General features: G+C 52.6%; 29 protein-coding genes and 1 other annotated feature. Of the genes, 23 read left to right on the top strand and 6 right to left on the bottom strand.

What is annotated here, in order from left to right:
- The first annotated feature begins 43 nt into the window (after positions 1 to 43).
- The 6 genes from oppA to FHC49_RS21390 all read left to right on the top strand — a co-directional run bounded on the left by oppA (position 44) and on the right by FHC49_RS21390 (position 6,508).
- Positions 44 to 1,675: an oligopeptide ABC transporter substrate-binding protein OppA gene (gene oppA, locus FHC49_RS21415; RefSeq protein WP_185669966.1), complete on the top strand. Its 1,632-nt coding sequence runs from the start codon at positions 44 to 46 to the stop codon at positions 1,673 to 1,675.
- An 85-nt stretch (positions 1,676 to 1,760) separates the two neighbouring features.
- Positions 1,761 to 2,681, top strand: coding sequence for an oligopeptide ABC transporter permease OppB (gene oppB, locus FHC49_RS21410; RefSeq protein ID WP_035896056.1), 921 nt, complete (start codon positions 1,761 to 1,763; stop codon positions 2,679 to 2,681).
- Between the two features lie 14 nt (positions 2,682 to 2,695).
- Positions 2,696 to 3,604: an oligopeptide ABC transporter permease OppC gene (oppC, locus tag FHC49_RS21405; RefSeq protein ID WP_185669965.1), complete on the top strand. Its 909-nt coding sequence runs from the start codon at positions 2,696 to 2,698 to the stop codon at positions 3,602 to 3,604.
- Between the two features lie 11 nt (positions 3,605 to 3,615).
- Positions 3,616 to 4,611: an ABC transporter ATP-binding protein gene (locus FHC49_RS21400; RefSeq protein WP_220440815.1), complete on the top strand. Its 996-nt coding sequence runs from the start codon at positions 3,616 to 3,618 to the stop codon at positions 4,609 to 4,611.
- Entirely contained in the window at positions 4,608 to 5,612 is a 1,005-nt protein-coding gene (gene oppF / locus FHC49_RS21395) for a murein tripeptide/oligopeptide ABC transporter ATP-binding protein OppF (protein WP_220440814.1), read from the top strand. The genes FHC49_RS21400 and oppF overlap by 4 nt, the downstream gene beginning before the upstream one ends.
- A gap of 53 nt (positions 5,613 to 5,665) precedes the next feature.
- Positions 5,666 to 6,508, top strand: a complete 843-nt coding sequence (locus FHC49_RS21390; RefSeq protein ID WP_317983868.1) for an ion transporter — start codon at positions 5,666 to 5,668, stop codon at positions 6,506 to 6,508.
- A 40-nt stretch (positions 6,509 to 6,548) separates the two neighbouring features.
- On the opposite strand, the gene FHC49_RS21385 is transcribed toward FHC49_RS21390, so the two are convergent.
- Together FHC49_RS21385 and cls are read right to left on the bottom strand one after the other, a co-directional pair.
- Positions 6,549 to 6,878 carry an HI1450 family dsDNA-mimic protein gene (locus tag FHC49_RS21385; protein ID WP_185669961.1) on the bottom strand — a complete coding sequence of 110 codons (330 nt, stop codon included), beginning with the start codon at positions 6,876 to 6,878 and terminating at the stop codon, positions 6,549 to 6,551.
- Positions 6,879 to 6,911: 33 nt separating this feature from the next.
- Positions 6,912 to 8,372 (bottom strand): cardiolipin synthase, encoded by a 1,461-nt coding sequence (gene cls, locus FHC49_RS21380; protein ID WP_185669960.1) that lies wholly within the window; start codon positions 8,370 to 8,372, stop codon positions 6,912 to 6,914.
- Positions 8,373 to 8,515: 143 nt separating this feature from the next.
- Here cls and FHC49_RS21375 point away from each other — a divergent pair, with 143 nt between their 5' ends.
- On the top strand, positions 8,516 to 8,689 hold the full coding sequence (locus FHC49_RS21375; protein ID WP_123652457.1) for a YciY family protein: 174 nt from the start codon (positions 8,516 to 8,518) through the stop codon (positions 8,687 to 8,689).
- A gap of 62 nt (positions 8,690 to 8,751) precedes the next feature.
- Here the strand turns inward: FHC49_RS21375 and FHC49_RS21370 are convergent, their stop codons facing one another.
- A complete protein-coding gene (locus FHC49_RS21370) occupies positions 8,752 to 9,048 on the bottom strand; it encodes a YciI family protein (protein ID WP_064545104.1) in 297 nt (98 codons plus the stop codon).
- 220 nt (positions 9,049 to 9,268) lie between these two features.
- Here FHC49_RS21370 and tonB point away from each other — a divergent pair, with 220 nt between their 5' ends.
- A complete protein-coding gene (tonB, locus tag FHC49_RS21365; protein WP_220440820.1) occupies positions 9,269 to 9,982 on the top strand; it encodes a TonB system transport protein TonB in 714 nt (237 codons plus the stop codon).
- Between the two features lie 29 nt (positions 9,983 to 10,011).
- Here the strand turns inward: tonB and FHC49_RS21360 are convergent, their stop codons facing one another.
- Positions 10,012 to 10,872 carry a fructosamine kinase family protein gene (locus FHC49_RS21360; protein ID WP_185668620.1) on the bottom strand — a complete coding sequence of 287 codons (861 nt, stop codon included), beginning with the start codon at positions 10,870 to 10,872 and terminating at the stop codon, positions 10,012 to 10,014.
- A gap of 274 nt (positions 10,873 to 11,146) precedes the next feature.
- The gene (gene pfkB / locus FHC49_RS21355) at positions 11,147 to 12,079 is read right to left on the bottom strand and encodes a 6-phosphofructokinase II (RefSeq protein WP_220440813.1); all 933 of its coding nucleotides are present in this window, start codon (positions 12,077 to 12,079) and stop codon (positions 11,147 to 11,149) included.
- Positions 12,080 to 12,395: 316 nt separating this feature from the next.
- Between pfkB and FHC49_RS21350 the strand changes: the two genes are divergently transcribed.
- Both FHC49_RS21350 and FHC49_RS21345 read left to right on the top strand, forming a co-directional pair.
- The gene (locus tag FHC49_RS21350; RefSeq protein WP_185668622.1) at positions 12,396 to 13,154 is read left to right on the top strand and encodes a YdiY family protein; all 759 of its coding nucleotides are present in this window, start codon (positions 12,396 to 12,398) and stop codon (positions 13,152 to 13,154) included.
- Positions 13,155 to 13,422: 268 nt separating this feature from the next.
- Positions 13,423 to 13,668: a hypothetical protein gene (locus FHC49_RS21345; RefSeq protein WP_185668623.1), complete on the top strand. Its 246-nt coding sequence runs from the start codon at positions 13,423 to 13,425 to the stop codon at positions 13,666 to 13,668.
- 268 nt (positions 13,669 to 13,936) lie between these two features.
- Here the strand turns inward: FHC49_RS21345 and yniD are convergent, their stop codons facing one another.
- Positions 13,937 to 14,044: a small membrane protein YniD gene (yniD, locus tag FHC49_RS21340; RefSeq protein ID WP_185668624.1), complete on the bottom strand. Its 108-nt coding sequence runs from the start codon at positions 14,042 to 14,044 to the stop codon at positions 13,937 to 13,939.
- 292 nt (positions 14,045 to 14,336) lie between these two features.
- On the opposite strand from yniD, the gene thrS reads away from it, so the two are divergent.
- The 13 genes from thrS (at position 14,337) to FHC49_RS21275 (ending at position 25,558) form a co-directional block, all read left to right on the top strand.
- Positions 14,337 to 16,265, top strand: coding sequence for a threonine--tRNA ligase (gene thrS, locus FHC49_RS21335; RefSeq protein WP_035896278.1), 1,929 nt, complete (start codon positions 14,337 to 14,339; stop codon positions 16,263 to 16,265).
- A 3-nt stretch (positions 16,266 to 16,268) separates the two neighbouring features.
- Complete coding sequence (gene infC, locus FHC49_RS21330; protein ID WP_071828920.1) at positions 16,269 to 16,811, top strand: translation initiation factor IF-3; 543 nt, start codon at positions 16,269 to 16,271, stop codon at positions 16,809 to 16,811.
- Between the two features lie 96 nt (positions 16,812 to 16,907).
- Positions 16,908 to 17,105: a 50S ribosomal protein L35 gene (gene rpmI, locus FHC49_RS21325; RefSeq protein ID WP_003030583.1), complete on the top strand. Its 198-nt coding sequence runs from the start codon at positions 16,908 to 16,910 to the stop codon at positions 17,103 to 17,105.
- A 52-nt stretch (positions 17,106 to 17,157) separates the two neighbouring features.
- Positions 17,158 to 17,514 carry a 50S ribosomal protein L20 gene (gene rplT / locus FHC49_RS21320; protein ID WP_000124850.1) on the top strand — a complete coding sequence of 119 codons (357 nt, stop codon included), beginning with the start codon at positions 17,158 to 17,160 and terminating at the stop codon, positions 17,512 to 17,514.
- A gap of 118 nt (positions 17,515 to 17,632) precedes the next feature.
- Positions 17,633 to 17,757 (top strand) — a sequence feature (Phe leader region).
- Positions 17,638 to 17,682, top strand: a complete 45-nt coding sequence (pheM, locus tag FHC49_RS21315) for a pheST operon leader peptide PheM (protein ID WP_001386830.1) — start codon at positions 17,638 to 17,640, stop codon at positions 17,680 to 17,682. (Overlaps the previous feature by 45 nt.)
- A 60-nt stretch (positions 17,758 to 17,817) precedes the next feature.
- Complete coding sequence (gene pheS, locus FHC49_RS21310; protein ID WP_185668625.1) at positions 17,818 to 18,801, top strand: phenylalanine--tRNA ligase subunit alpha; 984 nt, start codon at positions 17,818 to 17,820, stop codon at positions 18,799 to 18,801.
- Between the two features lie 15 nt (positions 18,802 to 18,816).
- Positions 18,817 to 21,204 (top strand): phenylalanine--tRNA ligase subunit beta, encoded by a 2,388-nt coding sequence (pheT, locus tag FHC49_RS21305; RefSeq protein WP_220440812.1) that lies wholly within the window; start codon positions 18,817 to 18,819, stop codon positions 21,202 to 21,204.
- 4 nt (positions 21,205 to 21,208) lie between these two features.
- Positions 21,209 to 21,508, top strand: coding sequence for an integration host factor subunit alpha (ihfA, locus tag FHC49_RS21300; protein ID WP_003030571.1), 300 nt, complete (start codon positions 21,209 to 21,211; stop codon positions 21,506 to 21,508).
- A gap of 99 nt (positions 21,509 to 21,607) precedes the next feature.
- A complete protein-coding gene (gene btuC, locus FHC49_RS21295; RefSeq protein ID WP_220440811.1) occupies positions 21,608 to 22,591 on the top strand; it encodes a vitamin B12 ABC transporter permease BtuC in 984 nt (327 codons plus the stop codon).
- Between the two features lie 100 nt (positions 22,592 to 22,691).
- Positions 22,692 to 23,246 carry a glutathione peroxidase gene (locus tag FHC49_RS21290; RefSeq protein ID WP_185668628.1) on the top strand — a complete coding sequence of 185 codons (555 nt, stop codon included), beginning with the start codon at positions 22,692 to 22,694 and terminating at the stop codon, positions 23,244 to 23,246.
- Complete coding sequence (gene btuD, locus FHC49_RS21285) at positions 23,243 to 24,004, top strand: vitamin B12 ABC transporter ATP-binding protein BtuD (protein WP_370631785.1); 762 nt, start codon at positions 23,243 to 23,245, stop codon at positions 24,002 to 24,004. The genes FHC49_RS21290 and btuD overlap by 4 nt, the downstream gene beginning before the upstream one ends.
- A 95-nt stretch (positions 24,005 to 24,099) precedes the next feature.
- Positions 24,100 to 24,564, top strand: a complete 465-nt coding sequence (locus tag FHC49_RS21280) for an NlpC/P60 family protein (protein WP_185668630.1) — start codon at positions 24,100 to 24,102, stop codon at positions 24,562 to 24,564.
- A 280-nt stretch (positions 24,565 to 24,844) separates the two neighbouring features.
- Positions 24,845 to 25,558 (top strand): EAL domain-containing protein, encoded by a 714-nt coding sequence (locus tag FHC49_RS21275; RefSeq protein WP_220440810.1) that lies wholly within the window; start codon positions 24,845 to 24,847, stop codon positions 25,556 to 25,558.
- Positions 25,559 to 25,594 lie beyond the last annotated feature (36 nt).

The raw sequence follows: 25,594 nt of genomic DNA, 5'->3' as shown, positions 1-25,594 counted from the left end.
GCTGGCGTGAGTCAGTAATAATAATGAACGGAGTATCAACACAATGTCCATCATCACAAAAAAAAGCCTGGTTGCGGCAGGCATTCTTACCGCACTGATCGCGGGTAATGTCATGGCTGCAGATGTTCCTGCAGGCGTACAGTTGGCAAGCAAGCAGACGCTGGTGCGTAACAGTGGTGCAGAACCACAGTCCCTCGATCCGAATAAAATTGAAGGCGTTCCAGAGGCAAATATTAGCCGCGACCTGTTCGAAGGGTTGCTGAATACCTCTCCGAAAGACGGTCACCCGATTCCGGGCGTTGCAGAAAGCTGGGATAATAAAGACTTTAAAGTCTGGACATTCCATCTGCGTAAAGACGCTAAATGGTCTAACGGCCAACCGGTTACCGCACAAGATTTCGTCTATAGCTGGCAGCGTCTGGTGGATCCGAAAACCGCATCCCCATACGCCAGCTATCCGCAGTACGGTCATATCGTGAACGTTGATGATATTATCGACGGCAAAAAAGCGCCGAGCGAGCTGGGCGTGAAAGCGTTAGATGACCACACGCTGGAAGTCACTCTGAGTGAGCCAGTGCCTTACTTCTATAAACTGCTGGTTAACCCAGCAATGTCTCCGGTCTACAAGCCAGCGATTGAAAAATTCGGCGAAAAATGGACCCAGCCTGGCAACATCGTGACCAATGGCGCATACACCCTGAAAGATTGGGTTGTTAACGAGCGTATCGTGATGGAACGTAACCCACAGTACTGGGATAACGCCAAAACCGTCGTTGATGAAGTCACCTGGCTGCCAACGTCTTCTGAAGTTACCTACGTTAACCGCTATCGTAGCGGCGAGCTGGATATGACCTATAACCAGCTGCCAATTGAACTGTTCCAGAAGCTGAAAAAAGAGATCCCGAACGAAGTTCACGTCGATCCGTATCTGTGTACTTATTATTATGAAATTAACAACCAGAAAGCACCGTTTACCGACGCACGTGTTCGTACCGCGCTGAAGCTGGGTCTGGATCGCGATATTATCGCCAACAAAGTGAAAGGCCAGGGCGACCTGCCAGCCTATGGTTATACCCCTCCGTATACCGATGGCGCGAAGCTGACCGAACCAGAATGGTTCAAGTGGTCACAGGAAAAACGTAACGAAGAAGGTAAGAAACTGCTGGCCGAAGCGGGCTATACCGCGGATAAGCCGCTGACCTTCAACCTGCTGTACAACACTTCCGATCTGCACAAGAAGCTGGCGATTGCGGCGGCCTCGCTGTGGCGTAAAAACCTGGGCGTAGAAGTGAAGCTGGTGAACCAGGAATGGAAAACCTTCCTCGACACGCGTCACCAGGGGACTTACGACGTAGCACGCGCTGGCTGGTGTGCGGACTACAACGAACCAACTTCCTTCCTGAACACCATGCTGTCTGGTAGCTCTATGAACACTGCGCACTATAAGAGCGAAGCGTTCGATAAGATCATGGCTGAGTCAGTGAAAGCGTCTAACGAAGAGCAGCGTACTGCCGCGTATGCGAAAGCTGAACAACAGCTGGATAAAGATACCGCGATCGTACCGGTCTATTACTATGTGAACGCCCGTCTGGTGAAACCATGGGTTGGCGGCTACACCGGTAAAGACCCGATGGATAACGTTTATACTAAAGATCTCTACGTTATCAAGCATTAATGGCAATACGTGGGGCGAGTACTGGCTCGCCCCATCGTGTCTTATTTGAGAGCAGTGCAAAGGCACATGCCAGAAGGTACGGGCAATGTTAAAATTTATATTACGCCGCTGTCTGGAAGCGATTCCGACGCTATTTATTCTTATTACTATTTCCTTCTTTATGATGCGCCTTGCGCCGGGAAGCCCGTTTACGGGTGAGCGTACGCTCCCGCCGGAAGTGATGGCGAACATCGAAGCGAAATATCATTTAAACGATCCAATTCTGGTTCAGTACGGTAATTACCTGAAGCAGCTTGCTCACGGTGATTTCGGCCCTTCCTTTAAATACAAAGATTATACCGTTAACGATCTGGTGGCGGTGAGCTTCCCTGTATCGGCTAAATTGGGCGCCGCGGCGTTCCTGCTGGCCGTTATATTCGGAGTGACTGCCGGGGTTATTGCGGCTTTAAAACAGAACACCAAATGGGATTACGCGGTAATGGGGGTGGCAATGACCGGGGTGGTCATACCGAGCTTCGTTGTCGCACCGCTGTTGGTGATGATATTCGCGATCACGCTGCATTGGCTACCCGGTGGGGGCTGGAACGGCGGGGCGATTCAATTCATGATCCTGCCGATGGTAGCGCTCTCTCTGGCCTATATTGCCAGCATTGCGCGTATTACCCGCGGCTCAATGATTGAGGTTTTACATTCAAACTTCATCCGTACCGCACGGGCGAAAGGGTTACCGATGCGTCGGATTATTTTCCGCCATGCGTTAAAACCTGCGCTGTTGCCGGTGCTTTCTTATATGGGGCCAGCCTTCGTCGGTATCATTACCGGTTCGATGGTTATCGAGACAATCTACGGTTTGCCGGGGATTGGACAGCTGTTCGTTAACGGGGCGCTTAACCGCGATTACTCCCTGGTGTTGAGCCTGACCATTCTGGTTGGCGCACTGACGATCCTGTTTAACGCGGTGGTAGATGTACTCTACGCCGTGATTGACCCGAAAATCCGTTACTAAGGCTGGAGTTCGCCATGATGTTAAGTAAAAAAAACAGCGAGGCGCTGGAAAACTTCAGTGAGAAGCTGGAAGTTGAAGGGCGTAGCCTCTGGCAGGATGCGCGTCGACGCTTCATGCACAACCGCGCGGCGGTTGCCAGCCTGGTTGTGCTGGTCTTGATTGCACTGTTCGTAACGTTGGCACCTGTCGTGTCGCAGTTCTCCTACTTCGACACCGATTGGGGCATGATGTCCAACGCGCCGGATATGGCCTCAGGGCACTACTTCGGCACCGACTCCTCCGGGCGTGACCTGCTGGTTCGCGTCGCTATCGGTGGGCGTATTTCCCTGATGGTCGGGATCGCTGCGGCGCTGGTGGCCGTGATTGTGGGCACGTTGTATGGCTCACTGTCCGGTTATCTGGGCGGTAAAGTCGATTCGGTGATGATGCGCCTGCTGGAAATCCTCAACTCCTTCCCGTTCATGTTCTTTGTGATCCTGCTGGTGACCTTCTTTGGGCAAAACATCCTGCTGATCTTCGTGGCTATCGGGATGGTGTCCTGGCTGGATATGGCGCGTATCGTGCGTGGCCAGACCCTCAGTCTTAAGCGCAAGGAGTTTATCGAAGCGGCACAGGTCGGCGGTGTATCGACCGTCAATATCGTGGTTCGCCATATCGTGCCGAACGTGCTGGGTGTGGTGGTGGTTTACGCTTCGCTGCTGGTGCCGAGCATGATCCTGTTTGAATCCTTCCTGAGCTTCCTCGGCCTGGGTACCCAGGAGCCGTTGAGTAGCTGGGGTGCGTTATTAAGCGATGGCGCGAACTCAATGGAAGTATCGCCGTGGCTGCTGCTGTTCCCGGCGGGATTCCTGGTTGTGACCCTGTTCTGTTTTAACTTTATCGGCGATGGCCTGCGTGATGCCCTCGACCCGAAAGACCGTTAAGGAGAGTTGCCATGAGCACAATTGAAACGGCAACGGCATCTGAGCGGTTGCTTAGCGTTAAAGACCTGCGCGTCACCTTTAAAACCCCGGACGGCGATGTGACCGCCGTGAACGACCTCAACTTCAGCCTGCGTGCGGGCGAAACGCTGGGGATTGTTGGCGAGTCGGGTTCCGGTAAGTCGCAGACTGCGTTTGCGCTGATGGGGCTGCTGGCCAGTAACGGGCGTATTGGCGGTTCGGCGCTGTTTAACGGTAAAGAGATCCTTAACCTGCCTGAACATCAGCTTAACAAGCTGCGCGCCGAGCAGATCTCGATGATTTTCCAGGACCCAATGACCTCGCTGAACCCGTATATGCGCGTCGGCGAGCAGTTAATGGAAGTCCTGATGCTGCATAAAGGCATGGGCAAGGCCGAAGCGTTTGAAGAGTCGGTCAGAATGCTGGACGCGGTCAAAATGCCGGAAGCGCGTAAGCGCATGAAAATGTTCCCGCACGAGTTCTCCGGCGGTATGCGTCAGCGCGTGATGATCGCCATGGCGCTGCTGTGTCGACCAAAACTGCTGATTGCCGATGAACCAACCACCGCGCTGGACGTGACCGTTCAGGCGCAAATTATGACCTTGTTGAACGAGCTGAAGCGCGAGTTCAATACGGCGATTATCATGATCACCCACGATCTGGGCGTTGTTGCCGGGATCTGCGATAAGGTGCTGGTGATGTACGCCGGGCGGACCATGGAATACGGTAAGGCGCGCGATGTGTTCTATCAGCCTGCACACCCGTATTCTATTGGCTTGCTGAATGCCGTTCCACGTCTTGATGCCGAGGGTGAGTCGCTGCTGACTATCCCTGGTAACCCACCAAACCTGCTGCGCCTGCCGACCGGTTGCCCGTTCCAACCTCGCTGTCCACATGCGATGGAGGCCTGCAATAGCGCGCCGCCGCTGGAAGAGTTTGCGCCGGGCCGTTTACGTGCCTGCTTTAGAAACGTGGGGGAACTGGTATGAGCGCCGTGACTGACGAAAGAAAAGTGCTGCTCGAAATTGCGGACTTAAAGGTCCACTTCGAGATCAAAGATGGGAAACAGTGGTTCTGGCAGCCGCCAAAAACGTTGAAAGCAGTCGACGGCGTGACCCTGCGTCTGTATGAAGGCGAAACGCTGGGCGTGGTGGGTGAGTCAGGCTGCGGGAAGTCAACCTTCGCGCGCGCCATTATCGGCCTGGTGAAGGCAACGGAAGGCAAAGTGGCCTGGCTTGGTAAAGACCTGCTGGGAATGAAACCGGATGAGTGGCGCGCCGTGCGTAGCGATATCCAGATGATTTTCCAGGATCCGCTGGCCTCGCTGAACCCGCGTATGACCATCGGCGAGATCATCGCCGAACCGCTGCGCACCTACTATCCGAAGATGCCGCGTCAGGAAGTGCGCGATAAAGTGAAAACCATGATGATGAAGGTGGGGTTGCTGCCGAACCTCGTCAACCGTTACCCGCATGAGTTTTCCGGTGGTCAGTGTCAGCGTATCGGTATTGCCCGCGCGCTGATCCTCGAGCCGAAGCTGATCATCTGTGATGAGCCGGTGTCGGCGCTGGACGTTTCAATCCAGGCGCAGGTGGTGAACCTGCTGCAGCAACTGCAACGTGAGATGGGGCTGTCGCTTATCTTCATCGCCCACGATCTGGCGGTGGTGAAGCATATCTCTGACCGCGTACTGGTGATGTATCTGGGGCACGCGGTGGAGCTTGGTACCTACGATGAGGTGTACAACAATCCACTTCATCCGTACACCAGGGCGCTGATGTCCGCGGTGCCGGTTCCGGACCCGGATCTAGAGCAGAACAAAACTATCCAACTGCTGGAAGGGGAACTGCCGTCGCCGATTAACCCGCCGTCAGGCTGCGTATTCCGTACGCGCTGTCCGCTGGCAGGGCCAGAATGTGCGAAAACGCGTCCACTTCTGGAAGGGAGTTTCCGTCACGCGGTTTCCTGTCTCAAGGTTGACCCGTTATAATCGTCAGGGCTGGCAAGTTGCCAGCCCTTTTATTTTGACGAGGAGATAACGTGGTGGCTATTAGCGCTTTGCGCCATCGTCTTTATCATTTCTTATTCGATCAACGTACGCGCACCGGCCGACGGTTTGAAGCGCTGTGCGGACTGTTTGCGCTCTTAAGCGTTATTGTTATTTTTATCGAATCAGGGATTGGCACAACCTACCATCTGACGTTCGACGAATGGCATGCATTCATGCTGCTGGAAGTCGGATTTACCCTTATGTTTACCCTGGAATACCTTCTGCGGGTGTGCTGCTGGCCGCAACCGGCGCGCTACGTGTTCAGCTTCTGGGGGTTTATCGATCTCGCGACCATTCTGCCGCTGTACGTTATTTTACTGTGGCCAGAGATTGGCGTGGAATATTTGTTCGCCTGGCGCGCGATGCGCGTGATCCGCGTATTACGTATTCTGAAACTGCTTCGCTTGATGCCTGCGCTGAACAGTTTGTGGAGTGCTATCGTTAATTCGCGGCATCAGTTGATTCTGTTCTACGCCTTTATTGGCATTGTCATGGTCGTTGCGGGCGCGCTGATGTACGGCATAGAAGGGCCGGTAAACGGCTTTACCACGCTGAGCACCTCGGTGTATTGGGCGATTGTCACGGTGACAACGGTTGGCTATGGCGATATTACGCCGCATACCGCACCGGGCAGAACGGTGGCCTCGATTCTTATCTTAATCGGCTACTCTGTCATCGCTATCCCAACCGGGATTATCACCGCGCAGATGACCAGCGAGTTTCAAAAACGCCGCCATGAACGCGTATGTCCGCACTGCAAACAGCGAGATCACGATCCGAAAGCGCGTTACTGCAATGGATGTGGAACAGCGCTTCCCCGTGAGCTTGGGGCATAAAAAAGGGCAGCGTTACGCTGCCCTTTGATCAACATATAACTTATTCGCGCCACAGAATATGGCAGAGCTTGTGATCTTTTTCGCGGCACAGCAGAACGCGCGCGAAGATATCGTTCAGTTCGCCGCCGTCGGTGTCCGCCAGACCAATAACCACTTCCGCAAAGAAGTCCGGGTTCAGGTCATAATCAACGTGTTCCTGCCAGTCTTCCGCGGGGTCGAACAGCTCGGCACCGCCGCGCTCTTCAAACTGCAGGTTGAACAGAAGAACATCGGCGGGGTCGAGATTATCAACCGCCAGCTCGAGGAAAATGTCGTAAGCCTGCTCGAGCGTTTCGTCTTCGGTAAGACGATTATTTAAATCCATATCCATGATGGCTACCTGTTGAGTTCTGTTGGGCACGTTTTACAGCAACGGACTGAAGAAGTAAAACAGACGTTCGGCAATGCGGTGCCAGAAGGGACGTTTAACCCATAACCGCGCATCCAGTAACCGGGAGCGGGAAATGTAGTCGTCCTGCACGGAGGCTAAATCGGCGCCGAATCCGGCATCATCAATCACCAGCGTGATCTCGAAATTGAGCCACAGGCTGCGCATATCAAGATTAACGGTGCCGACCAGGCTCAGTTCTCCATCGACCAGCACGCTCTTGGTGTGCAGCAGGCCACCTTCAAATTGATAAATTTTCACCCCAGCTGCCAGCAGTTCAGTAAAGAAGGCGCGGCTTGCCCAACCTACCAGCACCGAATCGTTCTTACGCGGCAGAATAATGCTGACATCAACCCCACGCTGAGCCGCAGTACAGATGGCATGCAGCAGGTCTTCGCTCGGCACGAAGTAGGGGGTGGTCATGATCAGATACTCACGGGCAGAGTATGCCGCCGTCAGCAATGCCTGGTGAATCAAATCTTCCGGGAAACCCGGGCCTGAGGCGATGGTCTGGATGGTATGCCCGCTGGCCTCTTCAAACGGCATAATGTTGAGGTCTGGGGCCGGCGGTAAAATGCGCTTGCCGGTTTCTATCTCCCAGTCACAGGAGTAGACAATCCCCATGCCGGTGGCGATAGGGCCTTCCATTCGCGCCATCAGATCAATCCACTGCCCGACACCGGAATCCTGTTTAAAGAAGCGCGGGTCGACCATGTTCATACTGCCGGTGTAGGCAATATAGTTATCAATCATGATCATTTTGCGATGCTGGCGTAAGTCCATACGGCGCAGGAAAACACGCATCAGGTTAACTTTGAGGGCTTCCACCACTTCGATGCCCGCATTGCGCATCATCGCCGCCCATGGGCTGCGGAAAAATGCCACGCTCCCGGCGGAGTCGAGCATCAGGCGGCAGTGCACGCCGCGTCGGGCAGCGGCCATCAGCGACTCGGCAACCTGATCGGCCATGCCGCCGGGCTGCCAGATATAGAAGACCATCTCAATATTATGCCGTGCGAGCTGAATATCGCGGATGATGGCCTGCATCACATCATCGGATTCCGTTAACAGCTGTAGCTGATTGCCCTTAAGGCCAGCAATGCCCTGGCGGCGTTCGCACAGTTTGAACAGCGAAGAGGCGACCTGGCTGTTGTCTTCGGCAAAAATATGTTTGCAGGCTTTGAGATCGTTAAGCCATTTCGCCGTCGACGGCCACATGGCGCGGGCGCGTTCGGCGCGGCGTTTACCGAGATGGAGCTCCCCTAAAGAGAGGTAGGCGATGATCCCAACCAGCGGCAGAATATAGATAACCAGCAGCCAGGCCATCGCTGAGGGTACGGCGCGGCGCTTCATTAAAATACGTAGCGTTACCCCGGCTATCAACAACCAATACCCCAAAATTGCCATCCAACTCACTACGGTGTAGACGGTTGTCATATGTCGAAAATCCTTTTGAATGCCAGTTGTTAAGAGTTTACGCATCAGGAGGCGTCTGGCAAATAAAAACACCATGAGAAAGCGCTGGTCAGCACTAAGCGAGGGGCTATAATGGTCCGTCTTTTTTTGAAAGAGCGTTAGAAATGAAGCGTAGTAGACCGGAAGTGGGACGCTGGCGGATGCTGAGACAAGCGAGCCGTCGCAAGTCGCGTTGGCTGGAAGCTCAGTCGCGCCGCAATATGCGTATCCACTCCATCAGAAAGTGCCTTGTCGGTCGGCAGCGCAATTGCCTGCTGTTCGCCATCTACGATCTCTGATGATATAAAAAGGGCACCGTCAGGGTGCCCTCAGTTTTTAAGCAGGTGCCAGCCTGCTTTTATTAAAATACTTTCTTATAAGGTTTTACTGAAACCTGCTGATATACACCCGCGGCAACGTACGGGTCGTCCTGCGCCCATGACTGCGCGGCTTCCAGTGATTCAAATTCTGCAATAACCGTTGAACCGCTGAAACCGGCGGCGCCCGGATCGTTGCTATCAACGGCAGGCATTGGGCCTGCGGTCAGCAGACGGCCTTCGTCGTGCAGAAGCTGCAGGCGAGCGAGGTGGGCAGGGCGTACGGAAAGACGTTTTTCAAGAGAGTCGGCGATATCCTGGGCATAGATGACGTAAAGCACGGGCGGAACTCCTGTTTAAATAATTTGCGAATTACGGTAAGGGAAAGCGTCAGCGACTGCAATGCAAAGTTTTAGCGGCGTGAAAAGTTGTGTTTTGGCGGGGGTTTTTTAGGCAGGAAGGGGAAAAAATTGATCGAAGATAAGATGTCTTATTGAATATGATTGTCATTTGCATTTAAAATCGGGGTCTCATTTTTCAACTGTAACGACTATGACTGCAATGACCCTTGATTTACCTCGCCGCTTTCCGTGGCCGACGTTACTCTCTGTTGGTATTCACGGTGCCGTCGTCGCTGGTCTGCTTTATACCTCGGTACATCAGGTTATTGAACTGCCCGCACCCGCTCAGCCGATTACCATTACCATGGTCGCGCCTGCCGATTTAGAGCCGCCACAGGCGGTGGTTCAGCCACAACCGGTCGTCGAGCCTGAACCCGAACCAGAGCCGGAACCGATCCCTGAAGTACCGCAGGCTCCGGTCGTTATTCATAAACCGAAGCCTAAGCCGAAACCTAAACCGAAGCCGGTGAAAAAGGTCGAGCAGCCGAAACCGGAAGTTAAGCCGGTTGAACAGCGTCCGCTTTCTACGGTGAACAACGATGCGCCGCCTGCGCGTTCCGTTGCTAACAATCTGCCGGGGGCAAGTGCGCCTTCGGTGAATACGCCAACGGGCCCACGTGCGCTAAATCGTCCGCAACCGGGTTACCCAACGCGTGCGCAGGCATTACGTATTGAAGGCAAGGTGCGAGTGAAGTTTGACGTGACCGCCGATGGCCGCGTTGAAAATGTAGAAATTCTCTCCGCTCAGCCATCTAACATGTTTGAACGTGACGTGAAAACGGCGATGCGCAAATGGCGCTACGAATCTGGTAAGCCGGGAACGGGGCTGATTATGAATATTGAGTTCCGCCTGAAGGGCGTACAGATGAACTAAAGCAAAGCCCCCGAAAGGGGGCTTTGTCGTTATACGGCAAGGACGTTATCCAGCGCCTTTTGCGCGATCACCAGATGCTGCCCGCCAAACAGAATGGCCCGGTTAATGAGGGTATACAGCTGATACACCGGCTGGCGTTCAAGGAAATCGGCCGGCAGCGGTGAGACGGACTGATAGCCATCGTAGATTTGCGGCGGCTGGTCAGGATGCAGCGGCAACATGGCAAGGTCGCACTCGCGGTCTCCCCAATAACAGGCAGGGTCAAATATATATGGCCCGTTTGGCCCCAGCGCGCAGTTGTTTGACCACAAATCACCGTGCAGTAAAGACGGCTGCGGCTGGTGGGAACTCAGGCGCTGCTGGACGTGGTCGACAATCGCATCGATATCCCCAAACTCCATCCCTTTCTCTGCTGCTAATTCCAGCTGCCAGCCAATACGCTGTTCGGCGAAAAAGTTGGACCAGCGCCGTTGCCAGGCGTTGGGCTGCGGGGTGGTGGATAGGTCGTTGTCGAAGTCGAGACCAAACTGCGGCTGATCGCTCCATTCGTGCAAGCGGGCCAACTGTTGCCCCAGCAAGAAAGCATTATGCGCATCCAGCGGACGCGGCGGGAGATACTCCATGACCAGGAAGCTGTAGTCGCGATCGGAGCCGACGACGAAGACTTCAGGGACGGCCACGGTTTTGCTGCGAGAGAGCAGCTCAAGCTGGTCGGCCTCCGCAGTAAAAATGGGCAGTAATTCTCGTTCATCGCATTTGACGAAAAAATCTCGACCCGCATAGCGCATATGCCATGCGGCATGGATCTCTCCGCCGGGCAGTTCAGTACGCTGATCGATTTCGCCACTTCCAAGTTGCTCGCCTAACAGGTTACTGATCGCTTGCCACATGATGTCTCTCCCCATGTTTTCTGCCATATCATAAGGTTAGCGCATAAAGACCGGGTAAAAATACGAGCTAGACCGCACAACGGGTAAAAAGAGTGTAGAAAGCAGAGGCAAGGTCGTATGCCTTCTGCGACAAACGCATGATGGCTCACCCGTGGCAATGGTTGGTTCCACCATCGCGATGCACACCATTGTTAACAATGGAGTTTTGTTAGCATAGCCGATAACGGCAATTTCGCGACTCGCGGCGGGCTCCGCGAGTCCGATTTTTGAACATTTAGTGCTGTTGCAGATAATCGTAGATTTTTTGGGTATTTTCCCGTGAGCACAGGCGAGTGCCCTGGTTGATCGTGGCAGCGCTGCCTGCGGCAACCCCGAAGCGAACCATCTCTTCAAGACTAGCGTGCTCAGCAAGTTTCAGGGTCATCGCGCCGACCATGCTATCCCCCGCACCCACGGTGCTCTGGCTTTTAATCGGCGGGGGAACAACCTGGACGCAGTTTTGCTCGTCCACTGCCAGCGCCCCCTGAGCCCCTAATGACACCACCACCCGACGCGCTTTACCGCTGCGGACAATCTCCTGCGCGGCATTGCGGACGTCATCAGGCTGGATGAGTTCACGCTGGACCAGCGCACTCAACTCTTTCTGATTCGGTTTAACCAGCTCGATTTGACCAATGGCTAACGCAGCGGTCAACGCATCACCAGAGCTGTCGATAACGCACCGCAGCCCATGGTGTTGAGCCGTTTTAATGAGCGTCGTGAACTGCTCCAGGGAAACGCCGGGCGGCAGGCTGCCGCTGATAACCAGCAGAGAGTCAGGCGCAATCAGCAGGATCTTTTGCTGAATTTGATGCAGTTCATCTTCGTTGAGCGTCGCACCGGGCATGACAAAGCGATATTGCTCGCCGCTGGTATTGACGTGGACGTGAAGGTTCTGGCGGGTCCACTCGTGCGCATTGATACTTTCAACGGGAACATTTTCCTGCTGGAGCAGGGCGACCAGGTGCTCGCCGGTGGCACCACCGGCAGGGAAGATGGCGGTAGCTCGGCCTCCGAGAAAGGTAATTGCGCGGGCAACGTTAATGCCGCCGCCGCCGGGCTCAAACACAGGGGAACTGCAGCGCAGTTTACCTTCCGGATAGATTTGTGGCGTTTGGGTGGCGCTGTCGAGTGAAGGGGCGAGCGTCAGCGTGTAGATCTGGACCATAGCGATAACCTCCCTTTATGAGCCGGCAAACGGCTCTGAACACAGTTGGGTTTAAGTCTGGCACTGGTTCATCGATAAGAAAAGTAACAACGGACTGATTTTTATAGAAAAGTGTAAAGAAGTCGTCGTTTTTTATTATGAAATAAAACGTGCTTTGAGAGGGCTCTTATTCAAAAAATGAAAGAAGAATAGATTGCTATGTTATACGTGCCTTTTTATAATTTGTTGCCTTTCTACGGACCACCCCATCGTTGATCCTCGCGAAAGTTTCCCGGGACGGAATCGTCTCCTATTTTGTTGTACGGACCTTTAATAAATGAAGCTTTTGAAGACAGTACCGGTAGCGGTTGTGCTGCTGGGGGGCGTGTTTGCGTCTATGTATGCAACCGCCAGTGATACCGTTTTTACTGTCATGGATGACCCAACTACCGCTAAAAAGCCTTTTGAAGGCAACGTCAATGCGGGCTATCTCTCGCAGTCTGGCAACACTAAAAGTACGTCAGCGACTGCAGATTCCACGCTCACATGGTACGGTAGCGAGACGGCATGGTCCTTGTGGGGCGCTGCCAGCAACACCTCTGCAAATGATGAACGTTCTTCCGAGAAATACTCCGTCGGTGGTCGTAGCCGTTACAATATGACACACGAAGACTACCTGTTTGGTCAGGCTAGCTGGTTAACCGATCGCTATAATGGTTACCATGAGCGCGACGTGTTTACGGCAGGTTATGGTCGCCAGTTCCTGAACGGGCCAATCCACAGCTTCCGTTTTGAATTCGGTCCTGGTGTTCGTTATGACGAATATACCGATGGCAATACGGAAACCCAGCCGCTGGGCTACGCTTCCGCTACCTACGCCTGGCAGATGACCGACACGGCTAAATTCACTCAGGGCGTTTCCGTCCTTGGGGCTGAAGATACCACCGTGAACTCAGAAACCGCGCTGAACGTTGCGATTAACGCACACTTTGGTTTGAAAGTGGCTTACAACGTGACCTGGAACTCTGAGCCACCAGCAACGGCGCCGAATCATACCGATCGCCGTACATCGCTGACCCTGGGTTACACGATGTAATCATTTACAGGCTGGGGAATCCCCGGCCTGTATTTTCAATTTATCGTTTTGTGTTATTATTAAAAACAACGGCTGTTTTATTTTATTAAAAATACAAGTTCTCCATAATATCTCCATATTCGACCTTTCTGACATATATTCAGTAAATTTGACACGAATAGCTAAATATTTTGACTAGGCAAAAGTGTGATCTGGATCTAGACTATGTTCAAGGGCGGAATGATGCCTTAGCGTTCTAAAGTCTTAATCAAGTCAGAGAATAAACATTATGAAAAATATCAAAATCGCATCTGCAGCTATTTTGCTGTCAGCACTCTCTTTCGGCGTATTTGCTGCCGAACCAGTAACTCAACCTGCCAGTTCTACAAACACCACTACCGCACAGCACATCGGTATCTCCAATGCGCACGACGTTGAAGCAGGCTCTAACATGGCGCCAGGCTCACAGTCTACCGGTCAGTCTATGGATGACGCATTTAACGTACACACCCTGGTTGCGGGCGGTTGGTCCTAATATTTCTGTGCTGTAATAATTTGATTTTTGTTCAGTTATTAATACCGGCAGAGAAAACCGGGTAGAGTGGTACCGGTTTTTCTTGCTGCTATTATTTTAAATTCAAATTTCAATTTTTGTATTTTACATGTAAATCTGTATTGGATTTAGCCGCACGTATTGTCAATTAATCTGCGTTAACAGCATTTTCTGTATATATTTTAATGTGCTGGCCAGAATGTTAAATTGGCTTCAATGCCTCACGTTATTAACCGTAACGCCCTCGTCATTATCCCCAGATCATCGCCGCCCATCGGAGCAGAAGCATTGCGCCGCAGATAGCGATCAGTACCAGTACCATTTTCCAGTGTTTTTTCGCGAATCGATGTGATGGCATTTTCTGTCTCTATGTCATTAAGATTAAACGTAGTGTATCAGAATTGTTGGTAAAGATAGCAGTGTGTACCCCATAGGGTAATTGCGGCTTTTATCATGTCCTGATGATGTGTAAACTAACCCACGGTGTTATCGGCAGGCGGATGCAGGCGGAGCAGGGTACATAATTTGTACACACTCCTCATTTTTTGCAGAGTGAAGCAGAAATCAATCCATAACCTGTTGATAAATTTAATCATATAGTTTTGTATGTGCTCTTTCGTGTGGGGCACCACTGCAAATAAGGACATTAAATGCCTGTAATTACTCTTCCTGATGGCAGCCAACGCCATTACGACCACGCCGTTAGCCCAATGGATGTTGCTCTGGACATCGGTCCTGGCCTGGCAAAAGCCACCATCGCTGGGCGCGTAAACGGTGAGCTGGTTGACGCTTCCGATCTGATTGAAAACGATGCCACCCTGTCGCTCATCACCGCAAAAGATGAAGACGGTCTGGAAATCATTCGTCACTCCTGTGCCCACCTGCTTGGTCATGCGATCAAACAGCTTTGGCCAAACACTAAAATGGCTATCGGCCCGGTGATTGACAACGGTTTCTATTATGACGTTGATCTTGACCATACGCTGACCCAGGAAGACATCGACGCGCTCGAAAAACGTATGCACGAGCTCGCCGAGAAAAACTACGATGTCATCAAGAAGAAAGTGAGCTGGCACGAAGCCCGCGAAACTTTCGTCAAACGTGGTGAGAACTATAAAGTTTCCATCCTCGATGAAAACATCGCGCATGATGACAAGCCTGGCTTGTATCATCACGAAGAGTACGTCGACATGTGCCGTGGTCCGCACGTGCCGAATATGCGTTTCTGTCACTACTTCAAGCTGATGAAAACCGCCGGTGCTTACTGGCGCGGCGACAGCAACAACAAGATGCTGCAGCGTATCTATGGTACTGCATGGACGGACAAAAAAGCCCTCAATGCTTATCTGCAGCGTCTGGAAGAAGCGTCAAAACGCGATCACCGTAAAATCGGTAAGCAGCTCGACCTGTATCATATGCAGGAAGAGGCACCGGGTATGGTGTTCTGGCATAACGATGGCTGGACTATCTTCCGTGAACTGGAAACTTTCGTACGCTCTAAGCTGAAAGAGTACCAGTATCAGGAAGTGAAAGGCCCGTTCATGATGGACCGTGTGCTGTGGGAAAAAACCGGCCACTGGGACAACTACAAAGATGCGATGTTCACCACCTCTTCAGAGAACCGTGAATACTGCATCAAGCCAATGAACTGCCCAGGCCACGTTCAGATCTTCAACCAGGGTCTGAAATCCTACCGCGACCTGCCGCTGCGTATGGCGGAGTTCGGTAGCTGCCACCGTAATGAACCGTCAGGTGCACTGCATGGCTTGATGCGTGTACGCGGCTTCACTCAGGATGACGCCCATATCTTCTGTACGGAAGAGCAGGTGCGTGATGAAGTGAACGCATGCATTCGTTTAGTCTATGATATGTACAGCACTTTCGGTTTCGAAAAAATCGTGGTCAAACTTTCAACGCGTCCGGAAAAACGTATCGGCAGCGATGAAATGTGGGACCGTGCTGAAGCGGATCTGGCGGTTGCGCTGGAAGAAAACAACATCCCGTTTGAATATCAACTGGGTGAAGGCGCATTCTACGGTCCGAAAATTGAATTTACCCTGTATGACTGCCTCGATCGTGCATGGCAGTGCGGTACTGTACAGCTGGACTTCTCTCTGCCGTCTCGTCTGAGCGCCTCTTATGTAGGCGAGAACAACGAGCGTCAGGTACCGGTGATGATTCACCGCGCAATTCTGGGGTCTCTGGAGCGCTTTATTGGCATCCTGACCGAAGAGTTCGCTGGTTTCTTCCCAACATGGCTTGCCCCTGTGCAGGTTGTGGTGATGAATATCACTGATTCTCAGTCTGAATACGTTAACGAATTGACCCGTAAACTGCAAAATGCTGGCATTCGTGTAAAAGCGGACTTGAGAAATGAGAAGATTGGCTTTAAAATCCGCGAGCACACTTTACGTCGTGTCCCTTATATGTTGGTCTGCGGTGACAAAGAGGTGGAAGCTGGCAAAGTTGCCGTTCGCACCCGCCGTGGTAAAGACCTGGGCAGCCTGGACGTAAGTGAAGTGATTGAGAAGCTGCAACAAGAGATTCGCAGCCGCAGTCTTCAACAACTGGAGGAATAAGGTATTAAAGGCGGAAAACGAGTTCAAACGGCACGTCCGAATCGTATCAATGGCGAGATTCGCGCCCTGGAAGTTCGCTTGACAGGTCTGGAAGGCGAAGCTTTGGGTATTGTGAGTCTGAGAGAAGCTATCGAAAAGGCTGAAGAGGCCGGAGTAGATTTAGTTGAAATCAGCCCTAACGCCGAACCGCCAGTTTGTCGTATCATGGACTACGGCAAGTTCCTTTATGAAAAGAGTAAGTCTTCTAAGGAACAGAAGAAGAAGCAAAAAGTTATCCAGGTTAAGGAAATTAAATTCCGTCCTGGGACCGATGATGGCGATTACCAGGTAAAACTCCGCAGCCTGGTTCGCTTTCTCGAAGATGGCGATAAGGCTAAGATCACACTGCGTTTCCGCGGTCGTGAAATGGCCCACCAGCAAATCGGTATGGAAGTGCTTACGCGCGTCCGTGACGATCTGAGTGAACTGGCAGTAGTCGAATCCTTCCCTACGAAGATCGAAGGCCGCCAGATGATCATGGTGCTCGCTCCTAAGAAGAAACAGTAAGGCCTTCAAGTAGCAATGTTGGTGGAGCCTTAGGGCTTCACTGATATTGTTCGCCTACGTTTCGTTTATTAACAATGCGAAGTGGAAGTTATTAAGATGCCTAAAATTAAGACCGTACGCGGTGCTGCTAAGCGCTTCAAAAAAACCGGTGGTGGTGGATTTAAGCGTAAGCACGCAAACCTGCGTCATATTCTGACCAAAAAATCTACTAAACGTAAACGTCACCTGCGTCCAAAAGGCCTCGTGTCTAAAGGCGATCTGGGTCTGGTTATCGCGTGCCTGCCGTACGCATAAGCCGTTAACGTTTAATTTTTTTTACTAAGAATATAGATACAGGAGAGCTCACATGGCTCGCGTAAAACGTGGTGTAATTGCTCGTGCACGTCACAAAAAAATTCTGAAACAAGCTAAAGGCTACTACGGTGCGCGTTCTCGCGTATACCGCGTTGCCTTCCAGGCTGTTATCAAAGCTGGTCAGTACGCTTACCGTGACCGTCGTCAACGTAAACGTCAGTTCCGTCAGCTGTGGATTGCACGTATCAATGCAGCAGCACGTCAGAACGGTATTTCTTACAGCAAATTCATCAACGGCCTGAAAAAAGCCTCTGTTGAAATCGACCGTAAGATCCTGGCTGACATCGCAGTATTCGACAAAGTAGCGTTCACCGCTCTGGTCGAAAAAGCGAAAGCAGCACTGGCATAAGCCAGTTGGAAGAGGGAGCTAGTCTCCCTCTTTTCATTTTAACCGTATCAATGCATTGACATTTATCAGCGTAGACCTTTCAATAAAGACTCTACGGTTATTACCACACAAGGTAACGCAAGCATGAATGCTGCTATTTTCCGCTTCTTCTTTTACTTTAGCACCTGAACTCAGGAGGCTTGCGCGTGAAAGAAGAAACGAAAAATCAGCGCCAATAAGCCTCCGGATGGAGGCTTTTTTTGTATCTGAATTCGAGATTAAGTCCACCAAACCGGTGTCTGCACCGACATAATGAGGAAAACCATGTCACATCTCGCAGAGCTGGTTGCCAGTGCCAAGGCAGCCATTAACCAGGCTTCAGATGTTGCCGCGTTAGACAATGTCCGCGTCGAATATCTGGGTAAGAAAGGGCACTTGACCCTTCAGATGACCACACTGCGTGAACTGCCGCCAGAAGAGCGTCCAGCAGCGGGTGCCGTTATCAACGAAGCGAAAGAGCAGGTGCAGCAGGCACTGAACGCGCGTAAAGCCGATCTGGAAAGCGCCGTACTGAACGCCCGTCTGGCCGCAGAGACCATCGACATCTCCCTGCCGGGCCGTCGTATCGAAAACGGTGGTTTACACCCGGTTACTCGCACCATCGACCGTATTGAAAGTTTCTTCGGTGAGCTCGGCTTTACCGTGGCGACGGGTCCGGAAATCGAAGATGACTATCACAACTTCGATGCGCTGAATATTCCCGCGCACCACCCGGCACGCGCTGACCACGACACTTTCTGGTTTGATGCTACCCGTCTGCTGCGTACGCAGACCTCCGGCGTACAGATCCGCACCATGAAGGATCAGGAACCGCCAATCCGTATTATCGCGCCGGGCCGCGTATATCGTAACGACTACGATCAGACGCACACCCCAATGTTCCATCAGATGGAAGGTCTGATTGTTGATAAGAACATCAGCTTCACTAATCTGAAGGGCACGATTCACGACTTCCTGCGTAACTTCTTTGAAGAAGATCTGCAGATTCGTTTCCGCCCGTCCTACTTCCCGTTCACCGAACCTTCCGCTGAAGTGGATGTGATGGGCAAAAACGGTAAATGGCTGGAAGTTCTGGGCTGCGGCATGGTGCACCCGAACGTCCTGCGTAACGTCGGTATCGATCCGGAAGTTTATTCCGGCTTCGCCTTCGGTATGGGCATGGAGCGTCTGACCATGCTGCGTTACGGCGTCACCGACTTACGTGCATTCTTCGAAAACGATCTGCGTTTCCTCAAACAGTTTAAATAAGGGCAGGATAAAACAATGAAATTCAGTGAACTGTGGTTACGCGAATGGGTGAATCCGGCGATTGATAGCGAAGCGCTGTCGGGCCAAATCACCATGGCTGGTCTGGAAGTGGACGGCGTAGAAGCCGTTGCCGGTAGCTTTAACGGCGTGGTTGTTGGTGAAGTGGTGGAGTGCGGCCAGCACCCGAATGCAGACAAACTGCGTGTGACGAAAGTGAACGTAGGCGGCGAACGTCTGCTGGATATCGTCTGCGGTGCGCCAAACTGCCGTCAGGGCCTTAAGGTTGCCGTAGCGACCATCGGTGCCGTACTGCCAGGTGACTTCAAAATTAAAGCCGCTAAGCTGCGCGGTGAGCCGTCTGAAGGGATGCTGTGCTCGTTCTCTGAGCTGGGCATTTCCGACGACCATAGCGGTATTATCGAACTGCCGGCCAACGCGCCGCTGGGTACCGATATCCGTGAATACCTGAAGCTTGATGACAACACCATCGAAATCAGCGTGACCCCGAATCGCGCCGACTGCTTAGGCATTATCGGTGTTGCGCGCGACGTTGCCGTGCTGAACAAGCTGCCGCTGAACGAGCCGGAAATCAACGCCGTTGCCGCCACCGTTGCCGACGTGCTGCCAATTCAGGTTGATGCTGCCGATGCGTGTCCACGTTACCTCGGCCGTGTGGTTAAAGGCATCAACGTTAAAGCGCCAACCCCGCTGTGGATGAAAGAAAAACTGCGTCGCTGCGGTATTCGTTCCATCGATGCAGTTGTTGATATCACCAACTACGTCCTGCTTGAACTGGGCCAGCCAATGCATGCGTTCGATAAAGATCGCATTGAAGGTGGCATCGTTGTACGTATGGCAAAAGAGGGTGAAACCCTGGTTCTGCTCGACGGCACCGAAGCGAAGCTGAACGCCGATACCCTGGTGATTGCTGACCATAACAAAGCGCTGGCGATGGCCGGTATCTTTGGCGGCGAGCACTCTGGCGTGAACGATGAAACGCAAAACGTGCTGCTGGAATCCGCATTCTTCAGCCCGCTGTCTATTACCGGCCGTGCACGCCGTCATGGCCTGCACACCGATGCATCTCACCGTTATGAGCGCGGCGTTGACCCGGTACTGCAGTACAAAGCGATTGAACGCGCTACCGGCCTGCTCCTCGACATCTGCGGCGGTGAAGCGGGTCCAATCATCGATGTGACTAACGACGCTACGCTGCCGAAGCGTGCGACCATCACCCTGCGCCGTAGCAAGCTGGATCGTCTGATTGGTCATCATATTGCCGATGAACAGGTGACCGATATTCTGACTCGTCTGGGCTGTGAAGTGACAGTGGGGAATGACGAATGGCAGGCGGTTGCACCGACCTGGCGCTTCGATATGGAAATTGAAGAAGACCTGATCGAAGAAGTGGCGCGTGTTTACGGCTACAACAGCATCCCGAACGAGCCGGTACAGGCTGGTCTGGTGATGGGCAGCCATAAAGAAGCTAACCTGTCGCTGAAGCGTGTGAAAACCATGCTTAACGACAAAGGCTATCAGGAAGTGATTACCTATAGCTTCGTGGATCCAAAAGTTCAGCAGCTGGTTCACCCAGGTGAAGAAGCGCTGATTCTGCCAAACCCGATTTCCAGCGAAATGTCGGCCATGCGTCTGTCCCTATGGACCGGCCTGCTGTCTACCGTGGTTTATAACCAGAACCGTCAGCAGAGCCGCGTACGTATCTTTGAAACCGGTCTGCGCTTTGTACCGGACACTCAGGCACCGCTGGGCATCCGTCAGGACGTGATGCTGGGTGGCGTTATCTGCGGTAACCGCTACGATGAGCACTGGAACCTGGCAAAAGAGACCGTTGATTTCTATGATCTGAAGGGCGATCTGGAATCCGTTCTCGACCTGACCGGTAAATTATCTGAAATTCAGTTCAAGGCAGAAGCGAACCCAGCCCTGCATCCGGGCCAGTCTGCGGCGATTTATCTGAAAGGTGAACGCGTTGGTTTCATTGGTGTTATTCACCCGGAACTGGAACGTAAGCTGGATCTGAACGGCCGTACTCTGGTGTTTGAACTGGAGTGGAACAAGCTCGCAGACCGCGTGGTTCCTCAGGCTCGTGACGTTTCACGCTTCCCGGCAAACCGTCGTGATATCGCGGTTGTGGTTGCTGAAAACGTACCTGCAGCAGATATTTTAAACGAATGTAAGAAAGTTGGCGTAAATCAGGTAGTTGGCGTAAACTTATTTGACGTGTACCGTGGTAAGGGTGTTGCGGAAGGCTATAAGAGCCTTGCTATCAGCCTGATCCTACAAGATACCAGCCGTACACTCGAAGAAGAGGAGATTGCCGCTACCGTCGCCAAATGTGTAGAGGCATTAAAAGAGCGATTCCAGGCATCATTGAGGGATTGAACCTATGGCGCTTACAAAAGCTGAAATGTCAGAATATCTGTTTGATAAGCTTGGGCTTAGCAAGCGGGATGCCAAAGAACTGGTGGAGCTGTTTTTCGAAGAGATCCGTCGCGCTCTTGAAAACGGTGAGCAGGTAAAACTCTCCGGTTTTGGTAACTTTGATTTGCGTGACAAAAACCAACGCCCGGGACGTAACCCTAAAACGGGTGAAGATATTCCCATTACAGCCCGGCGTGTGGTGACCTTCAGACCAGGACAGAAGTTAAAAAGCCGGGTCGAAAACGCAACACCCAAAGAAGAGTAATCTGAACTAACTAAAAAGGCCGCGCATGCGGCCTTTTTCTTTTCCTGGTGGCGGAACCACCGTAAAATCAGACGCTTCTCTACGAGCTTACGGATAACTATGCTGGTTTATGCATCCCAACAGCAGCGGCTTCACCGCCGCTGGCTCATCGCGCTGTCGCTTCTTCTCCTGTTTATGCTGGCTATCGGCCTGTGCGCCGGCGACCAATGGATTGCACCAGGTGAATGGTTCACGGCGAAAGGGCAGCTCTTTATCTGGCAAATCCGCCTGCCGCGTACGCTGGCGGTGGTGCTGGTGGGGGCCGCGCTGGCGTTGTCCGGTACCGTGATGCAGGCGCTGTTTGAGAACCCGCTGGCTGAGCCGGGTTTGCTTGGGGTTTCAAACGGGGCAGGTGTAGGGTTGATTGCCGCGGTGATGCTGGGGCAAGGGCTGCTACCGGCCTGGGGACCAGGACTGGCAGCGATCGTTGGGGCCCTGACCATCACCACGATTCTGATGCGCTTCGCTCGCCGACATTTATCGACCAGCCGTCTGCTGCTTGCCGGGGTTGCGCTTGGGATTATCTGTAGCGCACTGATGACCTGGGCCGTCTATTTCTCAACCTCGTTCGATCTGCGCCAGTTGATGTACTGGATGATGGGCGGTTTTGGCGGCGTTGACTGGCAGCAACTCTGGCTGATGGGGGCACTGGTTCCGGTGATAATCTGGCTTTGTTGGCAATCGCAGCCGCTAAACCTGTTGGCGCTGGGTGAAACCTCCGCGCGCCAGCTTGGGGTACCTATCGCGTTGTGGCGTAAACTGCTGGTGATGGCGACCGGCTGGCTGGTGGGCGTCAGTGTGGCGCTGGCAGGCGCTATCGGCTTTATCGGGCTGGTGGTACCGCATATGCTGCGCCTGTGCGGCCTGACCGACCACAGGGTGCTGCTGCCAGCTAGCGCACTGGCTGGGGCCAGCACGTTGTTGTTTGCGGATATCGTGGCGAGGTTGGCGCTGTCCGCCGCTGAGTTACCGATTGGCGTGGTCACGGCCACCCTGGGCGCACCGGTGTTTATCTGGCTGCTGCTTAAATCGGGTAAATACTGAATTAACATCCTGGCTAAAAAGCCTTGGTGTCGCGCCCGCGTCTCTGGCTATTATGAAAGGCCGGGCGATAAGACCCCAAACACGCTGAAAAGAGGATGCTATGCAAACCAATGTTCTGAATACCCCCGTGACCACCATTGATGGTGAAAAAACCACCCTGGAAGGCTATAAGGGCAAGGTACTGCTGATTGTTAACGTGGCCTCGAAATGTGGCCTGACGCCGCAGTATGAGCAGCTGGAAGCGCTGCAGGAGTCTTTGCAGGGGGAAGGCTTTACCGTGCTGGGCTTCCCATGTAATCAATTCCTGGGCCAGGAACCGGGCAGCGAAGAAGAGATCAAAACTTTCTGCAGCACCACTTACGGCGTGACTTTCCCGCTGTTTAGCAAAGTTGAGGTGAACGGCGAGCAGCGCCATCCGCTCTATAGCCTGCTGACGCGCGCAGCGCCAGACGCCATTGCGCCAGAAGGCAGCGGTTTCTACGAGCGTATGGCGAGCAAAGGCCGTGCGCCCGCACAGCCCGGCGATATCCTGTGGAACTTTGAGAAGTTTTTAATTGGTCGCGATGGTGAGGTGATTAATCGTTTCTCTCCTGATATGACGCCTGACGATCCTATTCTGACCTCAGCCATTAAGCAGGCTCTCGCGCAGTCATGATGCCCTTGATGCAGCTTCAGGACGTCAGTGAAAACGGCAGACTCCAGGGGATTACCGCCGACGTTAAGCGCGGTGAAATGGTGCATCTGGTGGGGCCAAACGGTGCCGGGAAAAGCACGTTGCTGACGAGAGTGGCCGGGCTCAGCCGGGGGAGAGGGGTGATAACGCTCAACGGTCAGTCATTGGATGACTGGTCCGCCGCCCAACTGGCACGTCATCGTGCCTATCTTTCCCAACACCAGTCTGCACCGTTCGCTATGCCGGTCTGGCAGTTTCTGATGCTGCATCAATCAACGACTCAGGACGCTTCCTTGTCTGCTTACGTGGCGCAGGCGCTGGGGCTAAGCAATAAGCTGGGGCGTAACGTCAGCCAACTCTCTGGCGGAGAGTGGCAGCGCGTACGGCTGGCGGCAGTGATTTTACAGATTCATCCCGCTGCTAACCCGGACGGTCAGCTATTACTACTGGATGAACCGATGAACAGCCTCGATGTTGCCCAGCAGGCGGCGCTGGATAAGTTGCTGGTGGAGTTGTGTGCTGCGGGCGTCGCCGTGGTGATGAGCAGTCACGATCTCAACTACACGCTGCGCCATGCTGACCGCACATGGTTATTATGTGAAGGGCAGATGATTGCCAGTGGCGAAACTGAAAGCGTATTGCAGGCTGATTATTTAGCCGCCGCTTATAATATGACTTTCCAGAAACTGGAAATAGCTGGTCACCAAATGCTCATTTATGACAATGACGGCGAAAATTAACCCATACTTTTCTTGCCGCTATAGGCATTGCTTGCCAGCCGATCGCGAATCGATATAATTTGTTAGCTGATTAAAAAACAGAGGATGCGCTGGATATGCGTTTCTGGACTCTTTTTCTTGTGGCATTCATTTTAGCAGGGTGTAGCAGCCACCGTGCGCCGCCGCCGAATCCCCGACTTTCGGATTCTATTGCCGTGATTGCCGGTCTTAATGACCAGCTACAAAACTGGCACGGTACACCTTATCGCTACGGAGGCATGACTCGCCGTGGTGTGGACTGCTCGGCGTTTGTGCTGATGACTTTCCGCGATAAGTTTGAAATGCAGCTGCCGAGGGAGACGCGGCAACAGGCGAAGATTGGTACTGAGATAGACAAAGGCGATCTGTTACCCGGTGATCTGGTCTTTTTCAAAACCGGAGCGGGTGAAAGTGGGCTACACGTTGGTATTTACGATACCGATAACCAGTTTATTCACGCCTCGACCAGCCAGGGCGTGACGCGGTCCTCGCTGGATAACGTCTACTGGCGAAAAAATTTCTGGCAAGCCAGGCGAATTTAATCAAAAAGAAAAGGAGGCGAAATGCCTCCTTTTCTTTTAATAGGTTGTGAAATTTATAATAAGTAGCCTGCTATATTCATAATTTTGTTAGGCAAGATCATAGAACTTAAGGTTGATTGTGTTATTCCATTACTTTCGATTACAATCATTACGATCCAGTGACGGATTGATGAAATAAAAAGGAACCGATGAAAGGAATAGATACCGTCTCCATCACCGCAGGTTTTTTGCTTTGTGACGTCAGGAACCCGGACATGGCTTTAAGTGAAGGGCAGTCGCAATGATTGTATCGCTGGATAATACATATACTTCTCAGTTGTATTTTCTTCCCGCCCGAAATAGCGAGGGGCAACTTGTTGGTCTGAAGGTGGTGTGCCAGTTTACAGGCCTTAATAACCACGTCCGAATTCCCACGAGTCTGGTGTTACCCCGTCTTACTCAACAACAAGAAATAACGTTGTTTCAGGAAAAACTGGCCTTGCTGACCACCTGTCAGCTGTTCTTTATGCAGCATAATTTAACCGCATGGATAATGATCCCGCCGGGCGTGGTTGAAGCACTACTCAGCGACGATGAACTGGCCGCCAGCGTTCAGCGTTTACCTTTTCTTGAACTGGCCGTTAGTGAGCAGTATCCAGGTCTGAATGATATTGATGAAAACCATTCGCTCACCCGCTTGAGCCAACGTTTTCCGCTCGCACTCAGCGACTTTGGCGCGGGAAATGCGTCCACGAAGGCCGTGTTTGCCGGGCTATTCAAACGCATCGTGCTGGATAAGAGCTTTGTGCAGCGTCAGCTGAAATCACTCTCTTTTGAGCCGTTTATGCGTGCCATTGTGAGCCAGATTCAGCCTTACTGTCAGGGAATTATGGTGTCAGGCATTGATGATGAAAATATCCGCCAGCGCGTTATTCCTTATGGATTTAGCGCGATGCTCGGTACGCTGTGGCCGGTGGTATCGGAATCTTCATTAATAACATTAGTGCAACAATAACCCTGCGTTTCCTCGGGTGTTTAACGTACCGTAACC

This window comes from Kluyvera sp. EC_51 (assembly GCF_019584505.1).
Taxonomy (GTDB): Bacteria; Pseudomonadota; Gammaproteobacteria; order Enterobacterales; family Enterobacteriaceae; genus Kluyvera; species Kluyvera sichuanensis.
Note: the sequence above shows the minus strand (reverse complement) of the source record. Positions and strands in the feature narration are given on the sequence as shown.

Coding starts and splice junctions, on each gene's coding strand:
- oppA (WP_185669966.1), top strand. CDS start 44: ATGTCCATCATCACAAAAAAAAGCCTGGTTGCGGCAGGCATTCTTACC.
- oppB (WP_035896056.1), top strand. CDS start 1,761: ATGTTAAAATTTATATTACGCCGCTGTCTGGAAGCGATTCCGACGCTA.
- oppC (WP_185669965.1), top strand. CDS start 2,696: ATGATGTTAAGTAAAAAAAACAGCGAGGCGCTGGAAAACTTCAGTGAG.
- FHC49_RS21400 (WP_220440815.1), top strand. CDS start 3,616: ATGAGCACAATTGAAACGGCAACGGCATCTGAGCGGTTGCTTAGCGTT.
- oppF (WP_220440814.1), top strand. CDS start 4,608: ATGAGCGCCGTGACTGACGAAAGAAAAGTGCTGCTCGAAATTGCGGAC.
- FHC49_RS21385 (WP_185669961.1), bottom strand. CDS start 6,878: ATGGATATGGATTTAAATAATCGTCTTACCGAAGACGAAACGCTCGAG.
- cls (WP_185669960.1), bottom strand. CDS start 8,372: ATGACAACCGTCTACACCGTAGTGAGTTGGATGGCAATTTTGGGGTAT.
- FHC49_RS21375 (WP_123652457.1), top strand. CDS start 8,516: ATGAAGCGTAGTAGACCGGAAGTGGGACGCTGGCGGATGCTGAGACAA.
- tonB (WP_220440820.1), top strand. CDS start 9,269: ATGACCCTTGATTTACCTCGCCGCTTTCCGTGGCCGACGTTACTCTCT.
- FHC49_RS21360 (WP_185668620.1), bottom strand. CDS start 10,872: ATGTGGCAAGCGATCAGTAACCTGTTAGGCGAGCAACTTGGAAGTGGC.
- pfkB (WP_220440813.1), bottom strand. CDS start 12,079: ATGGTCCAGATCTACACGCTGACGCTCGCCCCTTCACTCGACAGCGCC.
- FHC49_RS21350 (WP_185668622.1), top strand. CDS start 12,396: ATGAAGCTTTTGAAGACAGTACCGGTAGCGGTTGTGCTGCTGGGGGGC.
- FHC49_RS21345 (WP_185668623.1), top strand. CDS start 13,423: ATGAAAAATATCAAAATCGCATCTGCAGCTATTTTGCTGTCAGCACTC.
- yniD (WP_185668624.1), bottom strand. CDS start 14,044: ATGCCATCACATCGATTCGCGAAAAAACACTGGAAAATGGTACTGGTA.
- thrS (WP_035896278.1), top strand. CDS start 14,337: ATGCCTGTAATTACTCTTCCTGATGGCAGCCAACGCCATTACGACCAC.
- rpmI (WP_003030583.1), top strand. CDS start 16,908: ATGCCTAAAATTAAGACCGTACGCGGTGCTGCTAAGCGCTTCAAAAAA.
- rplT (WP_000124850.1), top strand. CDS start 17,158: ATGGCTCGCGTAAAACGTGGTGTAATTGCTCGTGCACGTCACAAAAAA.
- pheS (WP_185668625.1), top strand. CDS start 17,818: ATGTCACATCTCGCAGAGCTGGTTGCCAGTGCCAAGGCAGCCATTAAC.
- pheT (WP_220440812.1), top strand. CDS start 18,817: ATGAAATTCAGTGAACTGTGGTTACGCGAATGGGTGAATCCGGCGATT.
- ihfA (WP_003030571.1), top strand. CDS start 21,209: ATGGCGCTTACAAAAGCTGAAATGTCAGAATATCTGTTTGATAAGCTT.
- btuC (WP_220440811.1), top strand. CDS start 21,608: ATGCTGGTTTATGCATCCCAACAGCAGCGGCTTCACCGCCGCTGGCTC.
- FHC49_RS21290 (WP_185668628.1), top strand. CDS start 22,692: ATGCAAACCAATGTTCTGAATACCCCCGTGACCACCATTGATGGTGAA.
- btuD (WP_370631785.1), top strand. CDS start 23,243: ATGATGCCCTTGATGCAGCTTCAGGACGTCAGTGAAAACGGCAGACTC.
- FHC49_RS21280 (WP_185668630.1), top strand. CDS start 24,100: ATGCGTTTCTGGACTCTTTTTCTTGTGGCATTCATTTTAGCAGGGTGT.
- FHC49_RS21275 (WP_220440810.1), top strand. CDS start 24,845: ATGATTGTATCGCTGGATAATACATATACTTCTCAGTTGTATTTTCTT.